Origin of the sequence: Cytobacillus oceanisediminis (genome assembly GCF_004366035.1) — a bacterium.
In the GTDB taxonomy this organism is placed as follows: domain Bacteria; phylum Bacillota; class Bacilli; order Bacillales; family Cytobacillaceae; genus Cytobacillus; species Cytobacillus oceanisediminis_C.
Genome location: NZ_SOEE01000002.1, coordinates 148,721 through 166,566, shown reverse-complemented (window position 1 = coordinate 166,566; position 17,846 = coordinate 148,721). Strand labels below are relative to the sequence as shown.

General features: G+C 42.2%; 17 protein-coding genes, 1 other RNA gene and 1 pseudogene. 7 read left to right on the top strand and 12 right to left on the bottom strand.

What is annotated here, in order from left to right:
• From DFO72_RS05165 to DFO72_RS05135, 7 genes are all read right to left on the bottom strand, one after another.
• A complete protein-coding gene (locus DFO72_RS05165) occupies positions 1–1,074 on the bottom strand; it encodes a phosphotransferase family protein (RefSeq protein ID WP_181782246.1) in 1,074 nt (357 codons plus the stop codon).
• A gap of 40 nt (positions 1,075–1,114) precedes the next feature.
• Entirely contained in the window at positions 1,115–1,516 is a 402-nt protein-coding gene (locus tag DFO72_RS05160) for an acyl-CoA thioesterase (protein ID WP_113881096.1), read from the bottom strand.
• Between the two features lie 11 nt (positions 1,517–1,527).
• Positions 1,528–2,412 carry a 3-hydroxyacyl-CoA dehydrogenase family protein gene (locus DFO72_RS05155; protein WP_113881097.1) on the bottom strand — a complete coding sequence of 295 codons (885 nt, stop codon included), beginning with the start codon at positions 2,410–2,412 and terminating at the stop codon, positions 1,528–1,530.
• Between the two features lie 106 nt (positions 2,413–2,518).
• Entirely contained in the window at positions 2,519–3,082 is a 564-nt protein-coding gene (locus DFO72_RS05150) for a TetR/AcrR family transcriptional regulator (protein WP_113881098.1), read from the bottom strand.
• A gap of 50 nt (positions 3,083–3,132) precedes the next feature.
• The gene (locus DFO72_RS05145) at positions 3,133–4,746 is read right to left on the bottom strand and encodes a long-chain-fatty-acid--CoA ligase (protein WP_113881099.1); all 1,614 of its coding nucleotides are present in this window, start codon (positions 4,744–4,746) and stop codon (positions 3,133–3,135) included.
• A gap of 27 nt (positions 4,747–4,773) precedes the next feature.
• Positions 4,774–5,547 carry an SDR family oxidoreductase gene (locus DFO72_RS05140; protein WP_113881100.1) on the bottom strand — a complete coding sequence of 258 codons (774 nt, stop codon included), beginning with the start codon at positions 5,545–5,547 and terminating at the stop codon, positions 4,774–4,776.
• Between the two features lie 18 nt (positions 5,548–5,565).
• Positions 5,566–6,774 (bottom strand): acyl-CoA dehydrogenase, encoded by a 1,209-nt coding sequence (locus DFO72_RS05135; RefSeq protein ID WP_113881101.1) that lies wholly within the window; start codon positions 6,772–6,774, stop codon positions 5,566–5,568.
• 325 nt (positions 6,775–7,099) lie between these two features.
• On the opposite strand from DFO72_RS05135, the gene DFO72_RS05130 reads away from it, so the two are divergent.
• The 4 genes and pseudogenes from DFO72_RS05130 to DFO72_RS05120 all read left to right on the top strand — a co-directional run bounded on the left by DFO72_RS05130 (position 7,100) and on the right by DFO72_RS05120 (position 9,307).
• Entirely contained in the window at positions 7,100–7,378 is a 279-nt protein-coding gene (locus DFO72_RS05130) for a hypothetical protein (RefSeq protein WP_113881102.1), read from the top strand.
• Positions 7,379–7,503: 125 nt separating this feature from the next.
• Positions 7,504–7,740, top strand: a pseudogene (locus DFO72_RS29845) (hypothetical protein); the annotation flags it as partial.
• A 68-nt stretch (positions 7,741–7,808) separates the two neighbouring features.
• On the top strand, positions 7,809–8,180 hold the full coding sequence (locus tag DFO72_RS05125; protein ID WP_045516608.1) for a VOC family protein: 372 nt from the start codon (positions 7,809–7,811) through the stop codon (positions 8,178–8,180).
• A 257-nt stretch (positions 8,181–8,437) separates the two neighbouring features.
• The gene (locus DFO72_RS05120) at positions 8,438–9,307 is read left to right on the top strand and encodes an AraC family transcriptional regulator (RefSeq protein ID WP_113881103.1); all 870 of its coding nucleotides are present in this window, start codon (positions 8,438–8,440) and stop codon (positions 9,305–9,307) included.
• Positions 9,308–9,493: 186 nt separating this feature from the next.
• Here the strand turns inward: DFO72_RS05120 and DFO72_RS05115 are convergent, their stop codons facing one another.
• The 5 genes from DFO72_RS05115 to ssrS form a co-directional block, all read right to left on the bottom strand.
• Positions 9,494–9,973, bottom strand: a complete 480-nt coding sequence (locus DFO72_RS05115) for an SRPBCC family protein (protein WP_113881104.1) — start codon at positions 9,971–9,973, stop codon at positions 9,494–9,496.
• A 47-nt stretch (positions 9,974–10,020) separates the two neighbouring features.
• A complete protein-coding gene (locus DFO72_RS05110; protein ID WP_113881105.1) occupies positions 10,021–11,259 on the bottom strand; it encodes an MFS transporter in 1,239 nt (412 codons plus the stop codon).
• 107 nt (positions 11,260–11,366) lie between these two features.
• On the bottom strand, positions 11,367–12,344 hold the full coding sequence (locus tag DFO72_RS05105) for a ring-cleaving dioxygenase (protein ID WP_113881106.1): 978 nt from the start codon (positions 12,342–12,344) through the stop codon (positions 11,367–11,369).
• A 103-nt stretch (positions 12,345–12,447) separates the two neighbouring features.
• Entirely contained in the window at positions 12,448–12,588 is a 141-nt protein-coding gene (locus DFO72_RS29295; RefSeq protein WP_166672422.1) for a hypothetical protein, read from the bottom strand.
• A gap of 105 nt (positions 12,589–12,693) precedes the next feature.
• Positions 12,694–12,890: non-coding RNA, 6S RNA (ssrS, locus tag DFO72_RS05100), on the bottom strand.
• A gap of 142 nt (positions 12,891–13,032) precedes the next feature.
• On the opposite strand from ssrS, the gene DFO72_RS05095 reads away from it, so the two are divergent.
• The 3 genes from DFO72_RS05095 (at position 13,033) to DFO72_RS05085 (ending at position 17,844) form a co-directional block, all read left to right on the top strand.
• A complete protein-coding gene (locus tag DFO72_RS05095) occupies positions 13,033–13,449 on the top strand; it encodes a hypothetical protein (protein WP_113881107.1) in 417 nt (138 codons plus the stop codon).
• Positions 13,450–14,372: 923 nt separating this feature from the next.
• Entirely contained in the window at positions 14,373–17,363 is a 2,991-nt protein-coding gene (fdhF, locus tag DFO72_RS05090; RefSeq protein WP_113881108.1) for a formate dehydrogenase subunit alpha, read from the top strand.
• Positions 17,338–17,844: a DUF1641 domain-containing protein gene (locus DFO72_RS05085; RefSeq protein ID WP_113881109.1), complete on the top strand. Its 507-nt coding sequence runs from the start codon at positions 17,338–17,340 to the stop codon at positions 17,842–17,844. The genes fdhF and DFO72_RS05085 overlap by 26 nt, the downstream gene beginning before the upstream one ends.
• The last annotated feature ends 2 nt before the right edge of the window (positions 17,845–17,846 follow it).

Sequence of the window (17,846 nt, the reverse complement as noted above, 5' to 3'; positions counted from 1 at the left end):
TCAGTTTTTCTCGTTTGCAGCCTGTACAGCATGTCTCAGGAGCACTTTAACGAATGTATGGAATTGTGAAAAACGAGCATCGCCTGTTTGGCCTTTCTTATAGCGGTAATAGATTTGCTGGCAAATAACGGCGAGCTTGAAGTAGGCAAATGTTAAATAAAAATTCATGCTGCTGAGATCCCGGCCAGTCTTTTTAGCATATGCCTCCATAAATTCCCAGCGGGAGTAAAAGCCGTTTAGAACAGTTACTGGCGGTTTACCTAAGCCAAACTTGAGCAAATCGGGATCATCGCTCTGAATCCAATAGCTCATCGCTGCACCAAGGTCTGCCAGCGGATCACCTACCGTGGACATTTCCCAGTCAAAAAGACCGGCCATTTCTGTCAAATCCTTATTGAACATAGCATTGTTCAGTTTGTAATCATAATGGATGATGGAAGGTTCTGGACTAACTGGAATATGATTAATCAGCCACTTTTTCAGTGTATCCGCTTCAGAAACTTCATCTGTCTTGGCTCGCTCGTACCGGCCAATCCAGCCATGCACCTGCCTTTCCATAAATCCATCAGGATTGCTGATTTCAGCTAAACCTGTCCTTTTATAGTTAATGGAATGGAGTTCGGCAAGTTTATCAACCATAATTTGAGACAATCCTCTGCAAACTCCCTCGTCTTGTGCAACTCCTTCAGGAAAAGAGGTATCTAAAACAATTCCATGCCTTCTTTCCATAATGAAAAATGCTGCTCCGGCAATTTCTTTATTATCTGTGAAAAGGAGCGGCTTCGGAGCTGCCTTGAAAAAGGGATGGATCTGAGAAATCACTCTGAATTCCCTCTCCATGTCGTGAGCTTTCGGTGCAACAGGTCCAAGCGGTGGTCTGCGGAGCACAGCTTCCCATTCTCCCATTTTGAGCTGATATGTCAGGTTGGAGTGCCCTGCGGAAAACTGCAGAATCTCTAGTGGCTCATTTGGAAGGTTCCCAATCTCGCTCCGCAGGAATTTTTCCAGTGCAGCTGTATTCAATTGCTCCCCTTTTCTCATAGGAATGGTATCCTGGCTCATTTGCTGCGGCATGTGACTCCTCCCTTTTAAATGAAAATTCAGATTTTTTGATCTATGTTTCCCTTATACTTTGGTTAAGGCCTTCGCGAAGCAGATCAGGTATAACTGCACTCTCCTGTTTGCCGAAATCAAAATATACGATGATGGCGCTCCCTTTGGCAATGAGATCGCCTGTGTGGGTACAGACAATTTCATGGGTCAGCTTAAAGCTTTTCCTGCCGATTCTTGAAACCCACGTTTTTACCGTAAGGGCTTGGTTAAAATACCCCTGGCTTAAAAAATCGCATGCAGCGGATGCCAGGATAAAGCTCCATTTTTTCACATCCATGCTGTAGCCAAGCGTCTCGAAATACTTTACACGCGCTTCTTCAAGATATATAAAATAACTGGTATTATTGACATGGCCAAGTGCATCAGTCTCGCAAAATCTCACTGTTACCTGCATTTCATGCATGGCGCCACCCCTTAACTTTTAATCTTATTTGAATGATACTCGTACCACCCCTTGCCTGTCTTTCTGCCCAATTCGCCCTTTTCCACTTTTTCAGCAACACAGGCAAACGGTTTATCGGCTGGATCTCCCGTCTCACGATACCGCTGCTCCATTACATAATAGGCCACATCGAGTCCGGATAAATCCATAAGCTCGAAAGGGCCAATTGGGTGATTCAATGCTTTCCGGCAGATGATATCGATGTCTTTATAGTCTGCAATTCCCTGTTCATACAAAGCCACTGCCTCTTTTTGGAGCGAACCGAGAATGCGGTTTGCTACGAACCCGGAAATTTCCTTTTTCAAAAGGACGGCTGTCCTGTTGATTTTTTTACAGACTTCCATAGCTATTTGTGCGGTTTCTTCCGATGTCTGTTCACTCATTACTACTTCCACACAATCCATAACGAGAGGCGGGAAGAAGAAATGCATATTGACGACTTTTTCTGACCGCTCCGTTTCACCAGCTATTAAACTATTAACGATTGTTGAACTATTTGTCGCAAAAATGGAATTGGGAGGGGCATACTGCTCCAGCTTGCTGAATACCTCTTTCTTTACATCAAGCTTTTCGGTTACTGCTTCAATAATCAAGTCGGAGTTCCTTACACTTTCTTCAAGGCTTGCAGAAAAGCGCAGCCTATTAAATGCAGAGGCTTTTGCATCTTCGGCAAGTTTCCCCTTTGAGACCCATTTAGACATAATCGTTTGAAGCTTTGCCTCAGCATCCTGCAATGCGTTTCCGTTCAAATCCTGAATAATCGTTTCAAACCCTCCCAGCGCACAAAGCATTCCGATCTGGTGGCCCATCTGCCCTGCACCGATAACGGTAATTTGCTTAACATCATTTGCATTCATCTTTTCTCCTCCTTATACTGACCAGTTGGTATGTCAGGAGTAAGAGAGGCTGTAAGACTACCTCTCTTACTGTCTATCGCTGATAAAATCAAAATTTCGCGGATAGCTAAATCTCGATCCCTTTTAAAATCATTTCCGTAAATATCTTGGCCACTTCCTGATCAGATATTGATCCATCAGGATTGAACCACTGATAGCTCCAGTTGGTGACACCTAGGATGCCAAAGGCAATAATCGGGGAGTTGAGATTCGTACGGAACTCTCCGTTCTGTTTGCCATCTTCTATTAATTTTTCGATATTCAGCCTGAACTCATCTCTTTTCGGAATGATTTCCGATAAGCTTTCGTCACTGAGGTTACGCATTTCCCTAAAGAAGACTTTGGCGCTTGCTCCCTGTGTTTTTATATTCCTGAGCAGCATTTGAACAATCGCAAAGAGTTTGTCTTTGCAGGATTTGGAATCATCCGCGAGGATTTCGTGCTGATTGGCCAGCATGTCATCAATGTAGCGAAGATGGATATCCATCAAAAGTTCTTCTTTGCTGGAAAAATAGTAATAAAATGTCCCTTTCGTTACACCAATGCTATCGACAATATCCTGAATCGATGTCTCGCTGAAGCCTTTCTGATCAAATAGCCGGATGCTCTTTTCAGTAATTTTTTCTTTCAATGTTAGTCCCCGCTTCTGTTAGAAAATATCGACAGAATTATAACATAAAATCAGTGGCTCCGGACCTCATCCCGTAAAGCCCGGCGAAGGATTTTTCCGACATTTGTCTTTGGAAGCTCATGGCGGAATTCTACTGAAGACGGGATTTTATAGGCAGCCAGGTTCTGCTTGCAGTATGAAATGATATCTTCTTCGGCCATCGTTTTGCCAGCTTTCAGCACGATGAAAGCTTTTACTGTTTCACCCCGGTATGCATCCGGGACACCAATGACTACGGCCTCCTGAACTGCAGGATGTTCATAGAGCACCTCCTCGATATCGCGAGGATAAATATTATATCCGCTTGCAATAATCAGGTCTTTCTTACGATCGACAATATAAAGGAAGCCGTCATCATCCAATCTTGCAATATCACCTGTGTAGAGCCATCCATCCCGTAATGTGACGGCCGTCTCATCAGGCATATTCCAATATCCTTTCATGATCTGCGGGCCCTTGATGATGACCTCACCGAGTTCTCCATTGGGAACTTCTTCTGTTCCTGTGGCCAAATCGACTACTTTATAATCAGTTGCAGGAAAACCGATTCCGACACTTCCTGGCTTCCGTTCTGAAAAAGGCGGGTTGCAGTGGGTTACTGGAGAAGCTTCGGATAAGCCATAGCCTTCGAGTATTTTTGCTCCTGTTTTTCTTTCAAAATCGCGGAGCAGTTCGACAGGCATTGGCGCGCTTCCGCTATTGCAGGTTTCAATGCTGTTAATGCCATATTCCTCTGCACGAGGATGATTGGTGATTGCCACATACATGGTTGGAACACCCGGAAATACAGATGGCTGCTCATTTTTAATCGTATTAAGCACTTCCTCCAATTCAAAGCGAGGCAGCAAAATAGATTCATTGGCAGTATAAATGGCAAAGTTCATACAGGCAGTCATTCCAAAAACATGGAAAAGCGGAATGACGGTTAAGAATTTTTCCCCGCCTATTTTCGTCCTTTCTTTAAAAAATTCATATGACTGAACGACATTGGCGAGTACATTGTAATGTGTCAGCATCGCTCCTTTGGATCGTCCGGTTGTACCGCCCGTATATTGAAGGACGGCTATATCATGTTCAGGCTCAATGTTTACCGGGTTGAATTGCCCTTTTCCTTCATGTAAAAAACCTTCAAACGTTTTATCAGGAGAAAAATCTGCTTCTGATTGCTGGAGGCTGACAACAATTACATTTCTTAATTTCGTTTTGCTCTGTACCCCCTTTACGCGTGGATATAAAGCATCAAAAACGACAAGAGTTTCAGCACCGGAATCATTCATGATATACTCAATCTCGCGCTCAACGAGCATCGGGTTTACTTGAGTAACGATCGCGCCTGCTGCAAGTGTGCCATAATACGCAATCACATATTGCGGGCAATTGGGAAGCATGATGGCAACACGACTGCCTTTTTGAACCCCATTTTTCTGCAGTGATGCAGCAAATCCATAGACGGCTTTTTGAAGTTCCGCATAAATCATTTTTCGGCCATAAAAAGATAAAGCTGTATTCTGCGGATACATCGCTGTAACTTCCTGCAGCATCTCAGGCATTGACTTGCTCGGAATGGTTACATCGGCTGCAATTGATTCAGGATAGCGGGCATGCCAGGTTTTCCTCTCGCTCATACTAAATTCCTCCTAAATTTGCGGTATTTACATTGCATGTGTTCCGCCATCAACGATTAATACGTCCCCTGTTACATAATTTGAAGCATGGGAAGCCAGGAACAAAGCGGCCCCTTTCAGATCGTCTTCAGATCCTAAGCGTCTGAGAGGCGTCGCCTCCAGAATTGGATTTTTCCCCTGCTCAATAATCGCAGCTGACATTTTAGTAGGAAAAAACCCTGGCGCAATCGCATTCACATTGATGCCATGCCTGCCCCATTTTACAGCCAGATCCTTTGTCATTGTAATAACAGCGCCTTTGCTTGTGTTATAGCCGATCGTATCCATCACCCTGGGATCAGTGCCGCCAAGGCCGGCAACAGAGGCAATGTTAATGATTTTTCCGGACTTTTGCTCAATCATGATCTTACCTGCAGCCTGGCTCATTAAAAACGTCCCTGTCACATTCACATTGATAACTTTATGCCAGGCTTCAAGCGGCATTTCTTCGGCAGGTGCTCCCCAGGTGGCACCGCTGTTATTGACAAGAATATCAATGCTTCCAAATTCCTTAACCGTTTCTTCGACCACTTTATGGACGTCCTCGGGTTTACTTATGTCACAGGATAGAGCTAAAGTTTTCACTCCAAGAATCGCGAGGCGATCAGCTGTTTCCTGACATGCCTCCACCTTTCTTGAACAAAGAACGATATTCGCCCCTGCCTCGGCAAAGCCTTCCGCAATCTGGGCACCAAGCCCTCGCCCTCCTCCAGTAATCAGTGCCGTTTTCCCGGTTAGGTCAAATAAATCCATCACGTTCATATGGCTCCCTGCTTTCTCCTAATGGTATTTTTTCAACTCAAGCTTAGCAATCTGTGCCCGATGGACCTCATCTGGCCCGTCTGCCAGTCTCAGTGTTCTGGCATTTGCCCACAAGGCCGCAAGCGGAACATCCTCAGAGACTCCTGCAGCGCCAAAAGCCTGAATCGCACGGTCAATTACCTTAAGAGCCATGGATGGGGCCACAACTTTGATCATAGCAATCTCCGTTTTCGCCGCTTTATTCCCGGCTGTATCCATCATATGGGCCGCTTTAAGTGTTAATAGTCTTGCCTGTTCAATTTCAATTCGGGAATCCGCAATCCATTCCTGGATGACTCCCTGATTAGAGAGCGGTTTTCCAAACGCGATGCGATTTTGTACACGCTTACATAATTCTTCAAGAGCACGCTCTGCTGCCCCTATTAGCCTCATGCAATGATGGATGCGTCCTGGACCAAGCCTTCCCTGTGCAATGGCAAACCCCTTCCCTTCACCCCAAATCATATTTTCAGCGGGAACTCTGACATTTTCGTATGTAATTTCAGCATGACCATGGGGAGCATGATCATAGCCAAACACCGGAAGCATCCTCTCTATTTTTACTCCTGGCGTATCCAAAGGAACAAGAATCATAGATTGCTGTTCATAATGGCTGGCTGCTGGATCGGTTTTACCCATGACGATCGCTATTCTGCATCTCGGATCTCCCGCACCTGAGGACCACCACTTCCGTCCATTAATGACAAACTCCGTACCTTGCCTTTCAATCCGGGCTTCAATATTTGCAGCATCAGAAGAGGCAACATCCGGCTCTGTCATTGAAAAACAAGATCGTATTTCCCCTTCTAATAGAGGCTGCAGCCAATCACTCTTTTGCTGATCGGTGCCATATCTTGCGAGCACTTCCATGTTGCCGGTATCAGGTGCATTGCAATTGAAAATCTCCGGTGCAATCATCGATCGTCCCATAATTTCGCAAAGTGGAGCATATTCCACGTTCGTGAGTCCTGCGCCATAGTCGCTTTCCGGTAAAAATAAGTTCCATAACCCAGTGTCTTTCGCCTTGAGTTTCAGCTCTTCCATAATAGGCGGAATAGCACTCCAGCGGCTGTCCTGTTCATTCAATTGCTGTTCATACAATGTTTCGTTCGGATAAACGTTTTCTTCCATAAACACATTCAATTTCCTAATGAGATCCTGTACTTTTGATGAGTAGGAAAAATCCAAATTCCATCCCTCCTTTACTAACTGACCGGTCGGTATGTTACAAGTTTAGTATAAACAATATCAGAAAAAATTCAACTTATTTTCAGAAAATTTATAAATTTTAAGATTTTCACTCCTGTTTTTCTTAGGAAAGAAAGCCAAATTTTTTCTAGTTACAAACAATTCTACTTTAATTCCTCGAATTATATTAGAACTAAAACCCTACGTTTACTTCTTTTTAAGTAATTCAACCACTAACCACCTCAATCTATACTATTCAAAATTAAGAGTTAAAACATTTTTCATCTATTATTAATTTGAAATAAATAGAGTAGGAACTTAGCCGATGCAAAAACTAGTAAAAAACGCTGTACTCCTGTCTGCTGCTTTATTGGCTGCCCCCCCCGTTCAGGGAGAAACTCCCTATTACGGGAAATCCTACACCCAGCCTGAACAAGTAAGACACCTCTTTCCTGAAATCGAAGTGAAAGACAAGACTCCTGCCTTTTTAAGGGACGGTGATGGATTTAATTCTCAAGAAGAAATGATGTCTTACATACAACACTCGAAGCTAAAAGTGCTTACCTGTCTGTTAAAACAATCGGAACATATAAGAAGGCAGTGAAATACCGGCATTATTTTTCACAAAGGATAAGCAAATAAGATCGCGCTATTTATCAAAAGGCTTTGTTAAAGAATAATGTTGTTTTTTGTTTTTCTCGAACGGTTGTTCTATAATGTGTGGGCTAAAATTACCGAGAGCGAGTGAGTTTTAATGGTGTAGCGACTAAATATCTAGTCCATTATTTGAGCTGTTTCCAATTCTTATACACCATCAAACATATAAAAGATAACTTTACGATAACCAAAATAGTTTTAGACAGTTGTTCTTTCTCAGTTAACATTACTTATGATAAACTAGGTTATCGGAATTTTCCGAATAATAGGAGGTTTATTGTTCCGCTAAAGGGCAGGTTAATTCAATAATCGGAAGAAAAAAGGTATATAGAAAGGGAACTATTTGATATACCTGATTAAATAAAGGAGTGAAGGCTATGAGTAAATCATTTATTGAACAAGTACATTATATTAGAATTCCTGTAAAAGATTTAGAACTGTCTGCACAATGGTATAGAGATGTATTAGGGCTCCAGTTACTAAACAATACTGAGGAACTAGCAATTTTAAAAGTAAATGAAGGACCTTTCTTACTAATCTTAGTTCCTACAGAAGATGAAACGTTTGCACATTTTACAATTGATAATGAACAAGAATTTAGCATTGGCTTTACAAGTCCAGAATTATCTAAATTTCATCAACACTTAATTGATAATCAAGTTAAGGTCGAGGATATAAAAGAAGATAATGGTCATGCCTTTTTCCACTTTTATGACCCAAATGGCAATAAACTTCAAGTACACTGGTAAGATTATAATAAATAAATTACCTTATTTCATTAACGGGTGCTTTAAAGGAATAAGAACGGGAACGTACAAATCAGTCGTTCCCATTTTTTTTGCCTGAAAAACAACAATACTATTTAACAAAGCCTATTAAAAAAGGCTTAATGCCAAATGACAATGACTATAATTAATTGAAATGCGTTCCGATAAATTCCGTATATAAAATATCGAGTGAATTATGATTTTTATCATTATTATGTATTTGTGAAGGGGGGAAATGAATGTTACAGGAATTCAATCATTTAATGGATTATATTGAAACACATTTGACGGAAGAAATCTCTGGAAAGGAGATATCAAAAATTGTAGGATTATCTGATTATCATTTCAAAAGAATGTTTTCGTATATGGCTGGAATGTCATTAAATGAGTACATCAAAAATAGGAGATTATCAGTTGCAAATGTTGAACTGATTAACGGTGCAAAAGTGACCGATATTGCCTACAAATATGGTTATCAATCCATCGAAGGATTTTCAAGAGCCTTTCGTGAATGGAGTGGATTTTTGCCTTCAGAAGTGATTAAAAACAAAATTCAAAAATCATTTCCAAAATATTCATTCTTTATTGATATAAGAGGAGGAATTTCAATGGAATTTAAGATTGAAAAGAAAGAGTTGTTTAATATAGTTGGTGTATCGAAAAGGGTGCCAATTCAATTTGAAGGTGAAAATAATGCCATCATAGAACTGGCCAAGACAATTACAGAACAGCAAAGAAATCAAATGCATCAATTAGCGGATTTATATCCTCATCAAGTGTTAAATGTATCGTATGATTTTGATGAAAGTTTCTTAGAAGAAAAAGGGTATTTAACACACATGATAGGTTTTGCAACTACAAAAGAAAATCCATTCGATAATTTAGAGCAAATTACTATTGAAGAAACTTTATGGGCCATTTTCCCTAACCAAGGACCATTTCCTTCTACACTTCAAGAAACTACCGCAAAAATTTATTCTGAATGGCTGCCTTCATCAGATTATGAACTGGTAGAACTACCTGGTATTTCTTTTACAAAGTACAACGGTACACCGGAAAATGTGTATAGTGAGGTTTGGATGGCAGTAAAGAAAAAAGTTAACGATTAAAATGGATGATTATTTTATTTAATGAAGTGTTTTTTCGAATATTACACATTAAAATTAAAAAAAGGATGGGGTTTCCTTTAATTTTGACCCCACCCTTTTTTTATACAAATGTTAATTACTCTGTGTTTTCGGATTTTCTCCACATTATCTGATCTACTAAGTACAATTTGTCAGCCTTTTTCTATATTATTGCTTTAGGGTCTCAGTTGCTGCTTTATATTCTTCATACCAATTTTCCCATTCTTCTTTCCGGCTGCCTCCTTTTACTCCATCAAGCAGACGTCCAATTACATTAAGACATACATGCCAGCCTGCAAGATCCCGTGGTGTATGATCTGTTATTTTACTGATTTTTTCAATCAAAATCAACTCTGTCCCGCCCTTTAATTCATTCAGTTCAAAGCGGACAATATCATCGCCCCATGTGTATTCAAGGATCGCTGGCTTTTCAAACCCGAGGATTTCCATTTCCTCAAAGCTGCCATCACCCATATCAAATTTGAATTTTCCACCATTCTTTAAATCCTCAGCCTGCAGCTCAGGAAACCATTTTTTCAGCTGATTATTGTCAGTAAGCATCGCCCAGATATCTTCCCTGGGATGTTTCAGCTTTCTTTCAAAGACAGCAGTATAGCCATTTGGTTCTTTTTTTAATAAAGCTTTCATATTCTCGTCTCCTTTTTGCATATTTGTCCTCAAAATACAGCATAAAGTTAACCTTTAACCAATTGGCGTCCTTTTTCATTTATTAACCCTGCACCCATCAGTCCAATCAAAGAAAAGATGACCGGAATAATAAATCCATACTGGTATCCTGCTTCAAATGTATCCAAAACTTTTCCAAAAATAAATGGCAGCAAAACTGCACTCAGAAAGCCGCCGGTGTTGGCAAAACCTGAAACGACACCCACATCCCTTATGTCAAATGATTTTCTGACAATCGCAAATGTCAGCGTACTAGCCCCATTCCCATAACCCATGACCAGAAAAAGTGCAATCAGGAGCGGATATGGAGGTTTGCCTTGGAATACGAGAAAAACTGCCCAACCGAGAACGACGATTATGTGGGCAAAAAGATAAGGGCGTTTGATGCTGCCCATCCGTCCTGATATGAAGCTCATTAACGGAGCACCAATAATTGCCCCAATCAGTCCTATCATGACTAGCTGGCTGGATTCGGAACGGGTCAAATCATACATTTCCATTCCATATGGCACTGCCCATGAACCGATGAAGCCAACATAAGTGCCAACCACGCCAAAGTGACACAAAAATGTGGCCCATGCCTGACGGTCAGAAAAAATTCTCTTTAAGATGTTTGCTGTTTTCTCTGCTGGCTCCTTCTTACCTTTTGTTTTCTTAGGTTCTATGCCCATCCGGGAAGGCTGCATAATTAAAATGAAATACAGCAATAAGGCGAGGATGGTCAAAATAATGCCCACTGCCAAAAAAGGAATGCGCCAGCCCCATATGGAAATCCAAATGGAAAATGGCACAGTCGCGAGCAAAAATCCAAAGCTCCCGGACATGCCCGCAAAACCAAGCAATTTTACAAATTCATTTACCTTAAACCATCTCCCTAAAATGATGACAACATTTATCCAGATCGTCGCATCACCTATTCCGACTAGCATTCTTGCCGCGAAAAGGATGTATTCATTCGCAGCAAAACTGAATAATAAAGTGCCGATTCCGTTTAGAAGAGTCCCGGCGATTAAAAATACATTAGGGCCAAAACGGTCAGATAATATTCCAATGGGAACCTGCAGGCTGGCATAGGCGAAAAATTGGATGCTCGTCAGGAGCCCAATGGCCGCAGCTGTCACCCCGAATTCCTTCATTAATTGATCAGTAATTAAACCAGGTGCTGTTCTTTGGCTCACGATTAAAAAGTATGTAAATAAAACCGCGCTAAAGACAAGCCACCTGTATTTGCTGTTATGTTTCTCCACTGCCCTCTGCTCCTATTTTCTAAAGAATACCCTCCATTATACGCTAAAAAAAGGCAACTGTCCTCCACTGCGTTAAAGCAGTGGAATGACAGGTGCCTTTGGCCTCGTTATTCTTTTTCAAAATTCTTCGTGCTTCTTACTGTATCGATCGGACGGACATAGCTTTCGATTTGGTCCCTTTTCGGCTCCAGGAATGGCGGCAGGGAAAGTTTTTCCCCAAGTGTTTCATATGGCTCGTCACCCATAAATCCAGGGCCATCCGTCGCGAATTCAAATAAAATCTGCGGTGCAACCCGGGAATATAAAGAACCGAAGAAGAAGCGATCTACAAATCCAGAAGTCTGGAAGCCAAAGCCTCTCAAATGCTGATCCCATTCCTCGAGAACAGACTTATCTTCCACGCGGAATGCTGCGTGATGGACTGTTCCATACCCCTGGCGTGCCTGAGGAAGAGACGGGTTATATTCCACTACCACCTGTGCCCCATTTCCCCCTTCACCCACTTCGAATAAATGGAAATCTCCTTCTTGAGCAATTTCCTTAAAATGAAGCACCTTTTCCATCATTTCCTTAAAATAATCAAATTGAGCTACCCTTACAAAAAGCGGCCCCAGACCAGTGATCGCATATTCGAGCGGAATAGGTCCATTCTGCCAAGGTGTGCCTGAGGGTACTCCTTTATTGTCTTCATCAGAGATCAATTGGTATTTTTGGTCATCAAAATCCGTGAATGACAGGGTGTTTTTGCCGAACTGCTCTTTGATCCCGGAATGTGGAACCTCTAAGCGGTCAAACCGCTTTACCCAATATTCGAGTGCTTCATCTGTCGGAACCCGGAATGAAGTTTTCGATATTTCATCCGTTCCGTGAGATCCCTGTGGAATACCAGGAAAATCAAAAAATGTCATATCCGTTCCAGGACTTCCTGCATCATCGGCAAAAAATAAGTGATACGTCTGGATGTCATCTTGATTTACTGTCTTCTTTACTAAACGCATCCCTAATGTATAAGTGAAAAACTCATAATTTTTTTCCGCACTGCTTGTAATAGCTGTAACATGGTGAATACCTTTTAAATGATTCAAGTGGACTTCCTCCCCGTTGTTATTTATCTTAAAATAAAATATCTTTAATTCGAGATAATTTTACTTTATCATGGCTTACTAATGGTGTCAATAATCGGTGGCTTTAGAAAAAGGATTTAATGATGTCTTCCTCATGATGGCATTCCTTGCAGATGTATTCAATTTCAAGTGCATCTTCCCTGGCGATGTGTACAGTTTCTTTTCCGCAGACTTCGCAATATCTTTTTTCCGTAATCTCTTTCATATATTACATCTCCTGTTAATGTGTCGTTTATCTTGGTTTAACCAGAAATTTGATTTCTAAACGCAAAAAAACCAGCTCCCCTTGGGAACTGGTTTAATTTACGTATGTACAGCCGCCATTGCCGTAAATAAGGATAAGAAAGTTTTAAACCACCACTCCTCAAAGTGGGTGTTCGCAGAAACATTCCTGCCTGTCCTCCTTGTCATATAGACGAAGGCCTGTCATTCCCGTTTCAATGTAAAACTCCCTGTTACAGCTTAAAGGTTAAAACTTTATTATGATTACGAACAATGCAGCTTGTATTTATATATTAACGGATGCTGGCGGATTTTTCAATAGGCATGCTCAGCCTTTTTATTGTACGAAAAAAACAACATTTAAAAAGGGGTTGAGCAATTAGTGTTGAATATATTTTACACTAATGAACCAGCCGGAGGAATTTAAATGAAAAAAAGCCCTATTATTTTATCTATTATTATCTTCTTGCTTTTAATTGGATGTTCAAAGGATGCCTCAAATGAATTGGACCTGGACCAGTTGACTAGAGTTGATATCTCACAAGAAAAAAGTGAAAAAGAATTCATTATAACTGAAAAAGAAAAGATTAAATCCTTAAGAGAAATATTCTCAAGCATTGAATGGGAGGCAGACATAAAGCCCCAAATGGCTGAAAAAGAAGATGTGATAGCCACTTTATTCTTTACTTATGATAAAAATATGCCAGAGAGATTGACTGAGTACTCAATATGGTTCAGCAAGAAAGATGGACCTGCAGCGATTTTTCACAGAGAAAAAAATGCATTAGGAACCTTAGACAAAGAAAATGCCCAAACCCTGAATGAACTAATAACTAATAATTAATAACAAAAAGCAGATATGACATGAAACTTCACTGTTATGGTTTTCTTCTTCTTTGGGTATCATGGATTCCTTACGGCGGCCGTTTGCTCCTTGCTACTCCATTTTTGGGCTTCATAACACCTCTATGACGACCATTTTCTTCTCGCCTCTGCATTTTTGGGCTCCATCAACCCTCTATAGCGACCATTTTCTTCGCTCTCTCTGAATTTTGGGCTTCATGATTCCTCTATGGCGAGCGTTTTCTCCGCTCTCTCTGAATTTTGGGCTTCATGACACCTTTATGGCGACCGTTTTCTTCCCGCCTCTGCATTTTTGGGCTCCATAACACCTCTATGACGACCATTTTCTTCTCGCCTCTGCATTTTTGGGCTTCATAACACCTTTATGACGACCATTTTCTTCTCGCCTCTGCATTTTTGGGCTCCATCCCCCCTTTATAGCGACCATTTTCTCCGCTCTCACTGAATTTTGGGCTTCATAACACTTCTATGACGACCATTTTCTTCTCGCCTCTCCATTTTTGGGCTTCATAACACCTCTATGACGACCATTTTCTTCTCGCCTCTGCATTTTTGGGCTCCATCCCCCCTCTATAGCGACCATTTTCTCCGCTCTCTCTGAATTTTGGGCTTCATAACACCTCTATGACGAACATTTTTTTCTCGCCTCTCCATTTTTGGGCTTCATCCCCCCTCTATAGCGACCATTTTCTCCGCTCATTTTGAATTTTGGGCGCCATGACTCCTCATGGCGATCATTTTCTATTCATCTCTCCATTTCTGGACTTTTATAAACCACCTATGGCGACAGTCTTCATCTTTTGACCCATAGCGCCCCCTGCCAATTCCGGCCATTTTGTAATACATTTCCCACTTTTAACAAATACTTTTTAAATAGGATGAATGAATAGGTGGTGGTGCTGTATGAACGGAGGAAAATTCACTTTTTACCTGGATGAAAAGGAAATTGAAGCAAAACCGGGACAGTCGATTTTTGAGGCAGCGCGGGATCATAATTATTTTCTCCCGGGGATTTGTTCTTCCCAGCCGGATTTAGGAGTTGGCGTCATTCAGACTTGCGATACATGCTACGTAGAAATTGATGGAGAGCTAAAACGGTCTTGTGGGACGAAGGCTGAGCCGAATCTGAGGGTAAGTTCTGTTTCGGAGCTGGCTAAGGAAGCCCAGCTTGAGGGTATGTCCCGCATCTTGAAAAATCATGAGCTATATTGTACGGTTTGCGATAACAATAATGGAAATTGTGTAGTGCATAATACAGCGGAGCATTTTAAGATTGAGCATCAGAAGTATGAATTTAAGCCAAAGCCCTACCCTCAGGATGCTTCGAATCCCTTTTACCGGTATGAGCCGGATCAGTGCATTCTATGCGGGCTTTGTGTGGAGGCATGCCAGGATGTGCAGGTGAGCGAGGTTCTGAGCATCGCCTGGGACCGGGAGCAGCCGCGCGTGATTTGGGATCAGGATGTGCCCATAAATGAATCCTCCTGCGTATCCTGCGGGCATTGTGTGACAGTTTGCCCCTGCAATGCATTAATGGAGAAATCAATGCTCGGCAAAGCCGGCTATCTCACGAATATTCCAAAGCCTCTTCTTGAGCCGATGATTGATTTAACGAAAGAAGTTGAGCCTGGCTATAAAGAGATTTTTGCAATTTCCAATGTAGAGGCAGCGATGCGGGAATCCCGTATTAAGCGGACAAAGACAGTCTGTACTTATTGCGGGGTCGGCTGCAGCTTCGAGGTTTGGACGAAAGACCGGGAAATTCTCAAAATTCAGCCGTCCCCTGAAGCTCCTGTTAATGGAATTTCGACTTGTGTGAAAGGAAAGTTCGGCTGGAGCTTTGTGAACAGCAAAGAACGCCTCACCAAGCCTCTAATCAGAAAAGGCGAAAAATTCTTTGAAGCCACATGGGATGAGGCCCTCTCTCTGATTGCGGAAAAATTCACTGACATCAAAGAAGAAAATGGACCGGATGCCCTCGGTTTTATCGCATCTTCCAAATGTTCCAACGAGGAAAATTATCTGTTTCAAAAGCTTGCCAGGGCCATTTTTAAAACAAACAATATTGATAACTGTTCTAGATACTGTCAGACACCCGCTTCCATGGGTCTTATCCGTACAGTCGGCATTGGCGGTGACTCCGGAACGATGAAGGATATTGCAAGCTCGGATTTAATCATTGTTGTCGGTGCGAACCCGGCAGAATCACACCCTGTTCTGGCAACACGGATTAAACGGGCGCATAAATTGGCGGACCAAAAGCTGATTGTAGCCGACCTCCGGAAAAATGATTTGGCAGAGCGGGCTGATTTGCATATTCATCCAAAACCGGGAACCGATCTTGTCTGGCTCTCTGCTGTCACTAAATACTTTATCGACCAGGGGTGGGAAGACCGCGAATTCCTTAACACCCGTGTCAACCATGCGGATGAATACATTCAATCCCTTGAAAAATTCACGCTTGATTATGCAGAGGAAGTAACCGGCATTTCAAAGAAAACATTAATCAGGATTGCTGAAATGATTCATGATGCAAACGGTACCTGCATTTTATGGGCAATGGGTGTTACACAGCACTTAGGCGGCACAGATACAAGCACCGCGATCAGTAACCTTCTTTTAGTTACAGGCAATTTTGGCAAACCAGGCGCAGGAGCTTACCCGCTTCGCGGCCACAATAATGTCCAAGGAGCGAGTGATTTTGGCACAATGCCTACCTGGCTTCCGGGATATCAGCCAATAGAAAATGATGAAATCCGCACCCGCTTTGAACAAGCCTGGGGCACTGAACTCCCTAAAAACCCTGGTCTCAACAATCATCAGATTGTAGAAGCCATCCAGGCTGGCAAAGTAAAAGCTATGTATCTCTTTGGGGAAGAAATGGGCCTTGTGGATTCGAATATCAATTATGTACACGAAGCGTTTGAAAAACTGGATTTCTTTGTCGTGCAGGATATTTTCTTTTCGAAGACGGCCCAATTTGCGGATGTGATTCTGCCGGCAGCGCCAAGCCTTGAAAAAGATGGAACCTTCACGAATACAGAGCGGCGGATCCAAAGATTTAATAAAGTTTTCGAACCGCTAGGGGACAGCAAACCTGATTGGTTCATTTTTCAGGAACTTGCGAATAAGCTCGGAGCAGACTGGACTTATAAAGATCCAAGTGAAATCATGGATGAAGCCGCTAAGCTTTCTCCTGTGTTTGCCGGTGTCAGCTACAAGCGCCTTGAAAACTGGGAAAGCCTTGTTTGGCCTGTTGCTCCAGATGGAACGGATACACCATTGCTTTATAAGGAAAAGTTCCATTTTCCGGATGGAAAAGCCCGCTTAATCACAGTGGATTGGACTCCTCCTTTTGAAGCCGGAGAGGAGTACGACCTTCACTTGAATAATGGAAGAATTTTGGAGCATTTCCATGAAGGCAATATGACCTATCAATCCGAAGGCATTTCCTATAAGGTGCCGGAGCTATGGCTGGAAGTTTCTCCTGAGCTGGCAGACGAACGGAATATCAAATCAGGCAGTCTAGTACGCCTCACCTCCCCTTACGGCCATGTCAAAGTTAAAGTTTGGGTGACAGATCAGGTAAAGGGTAAAGAACTGTATTTGCCAATGCATACAACTGAAGGAATGGGAGCAGTCAACAAGCTGACCAGCAGCTATCATGACAAAATTACACATACGCCCAACTACAAGGAAATGCAGGTGAAAATGGAAGTGCTGGAACGGGACGGCGACCCACCGCTTCCTCATCACAATTTCAGGTTTGGGAACCCTCAGCCGCATATTGGGGTAGAAACAGAAAAAAAATGGAGCCGGGAAGATTTTATCTCCATTCCGGAAATGCTGAAAAAGGAGGGTATCTACGATGGCGAAAGCGATCAAGCAAATTGAGCTGGTTCAGCCTTCAGCCCAGGAAGAACAAGCACAGGATATAGCTGGTCTTTTAACGCAGCTTAGCCAGAATCGGGAGGCCATCACAAGTGCCATTGATATCATGGGACAGCTGCAAAAATCTGGAATACTTGATATTATTCAAGGATTACTGCATTCGAAAGAAAAAGTAGCTTCCATTGCGATTGACCAGGTAAACCAGCCAAACATGCACAATATCATCCGCAACGGTTTTAATACCGTCGATTTTCTTGGCTCCCTCGATCCCCAGCAGATGAATATCATGATGAGTGCTGTTACTAAAGGTCTTGATGAATCTGCAGAAGTGATGAAAAGGAATGAAAAGACCGGAGTGCTCGGGCTTATGAAAGCCTTACGCGATCCTGATATTAATCTGGCCATCAATTCTATGCTTGGATTTCTTAAAGGGATGGGCAGGGAAATGGGTAAAGAGCACAGTCATTATAAAACAGGAGAGTGATT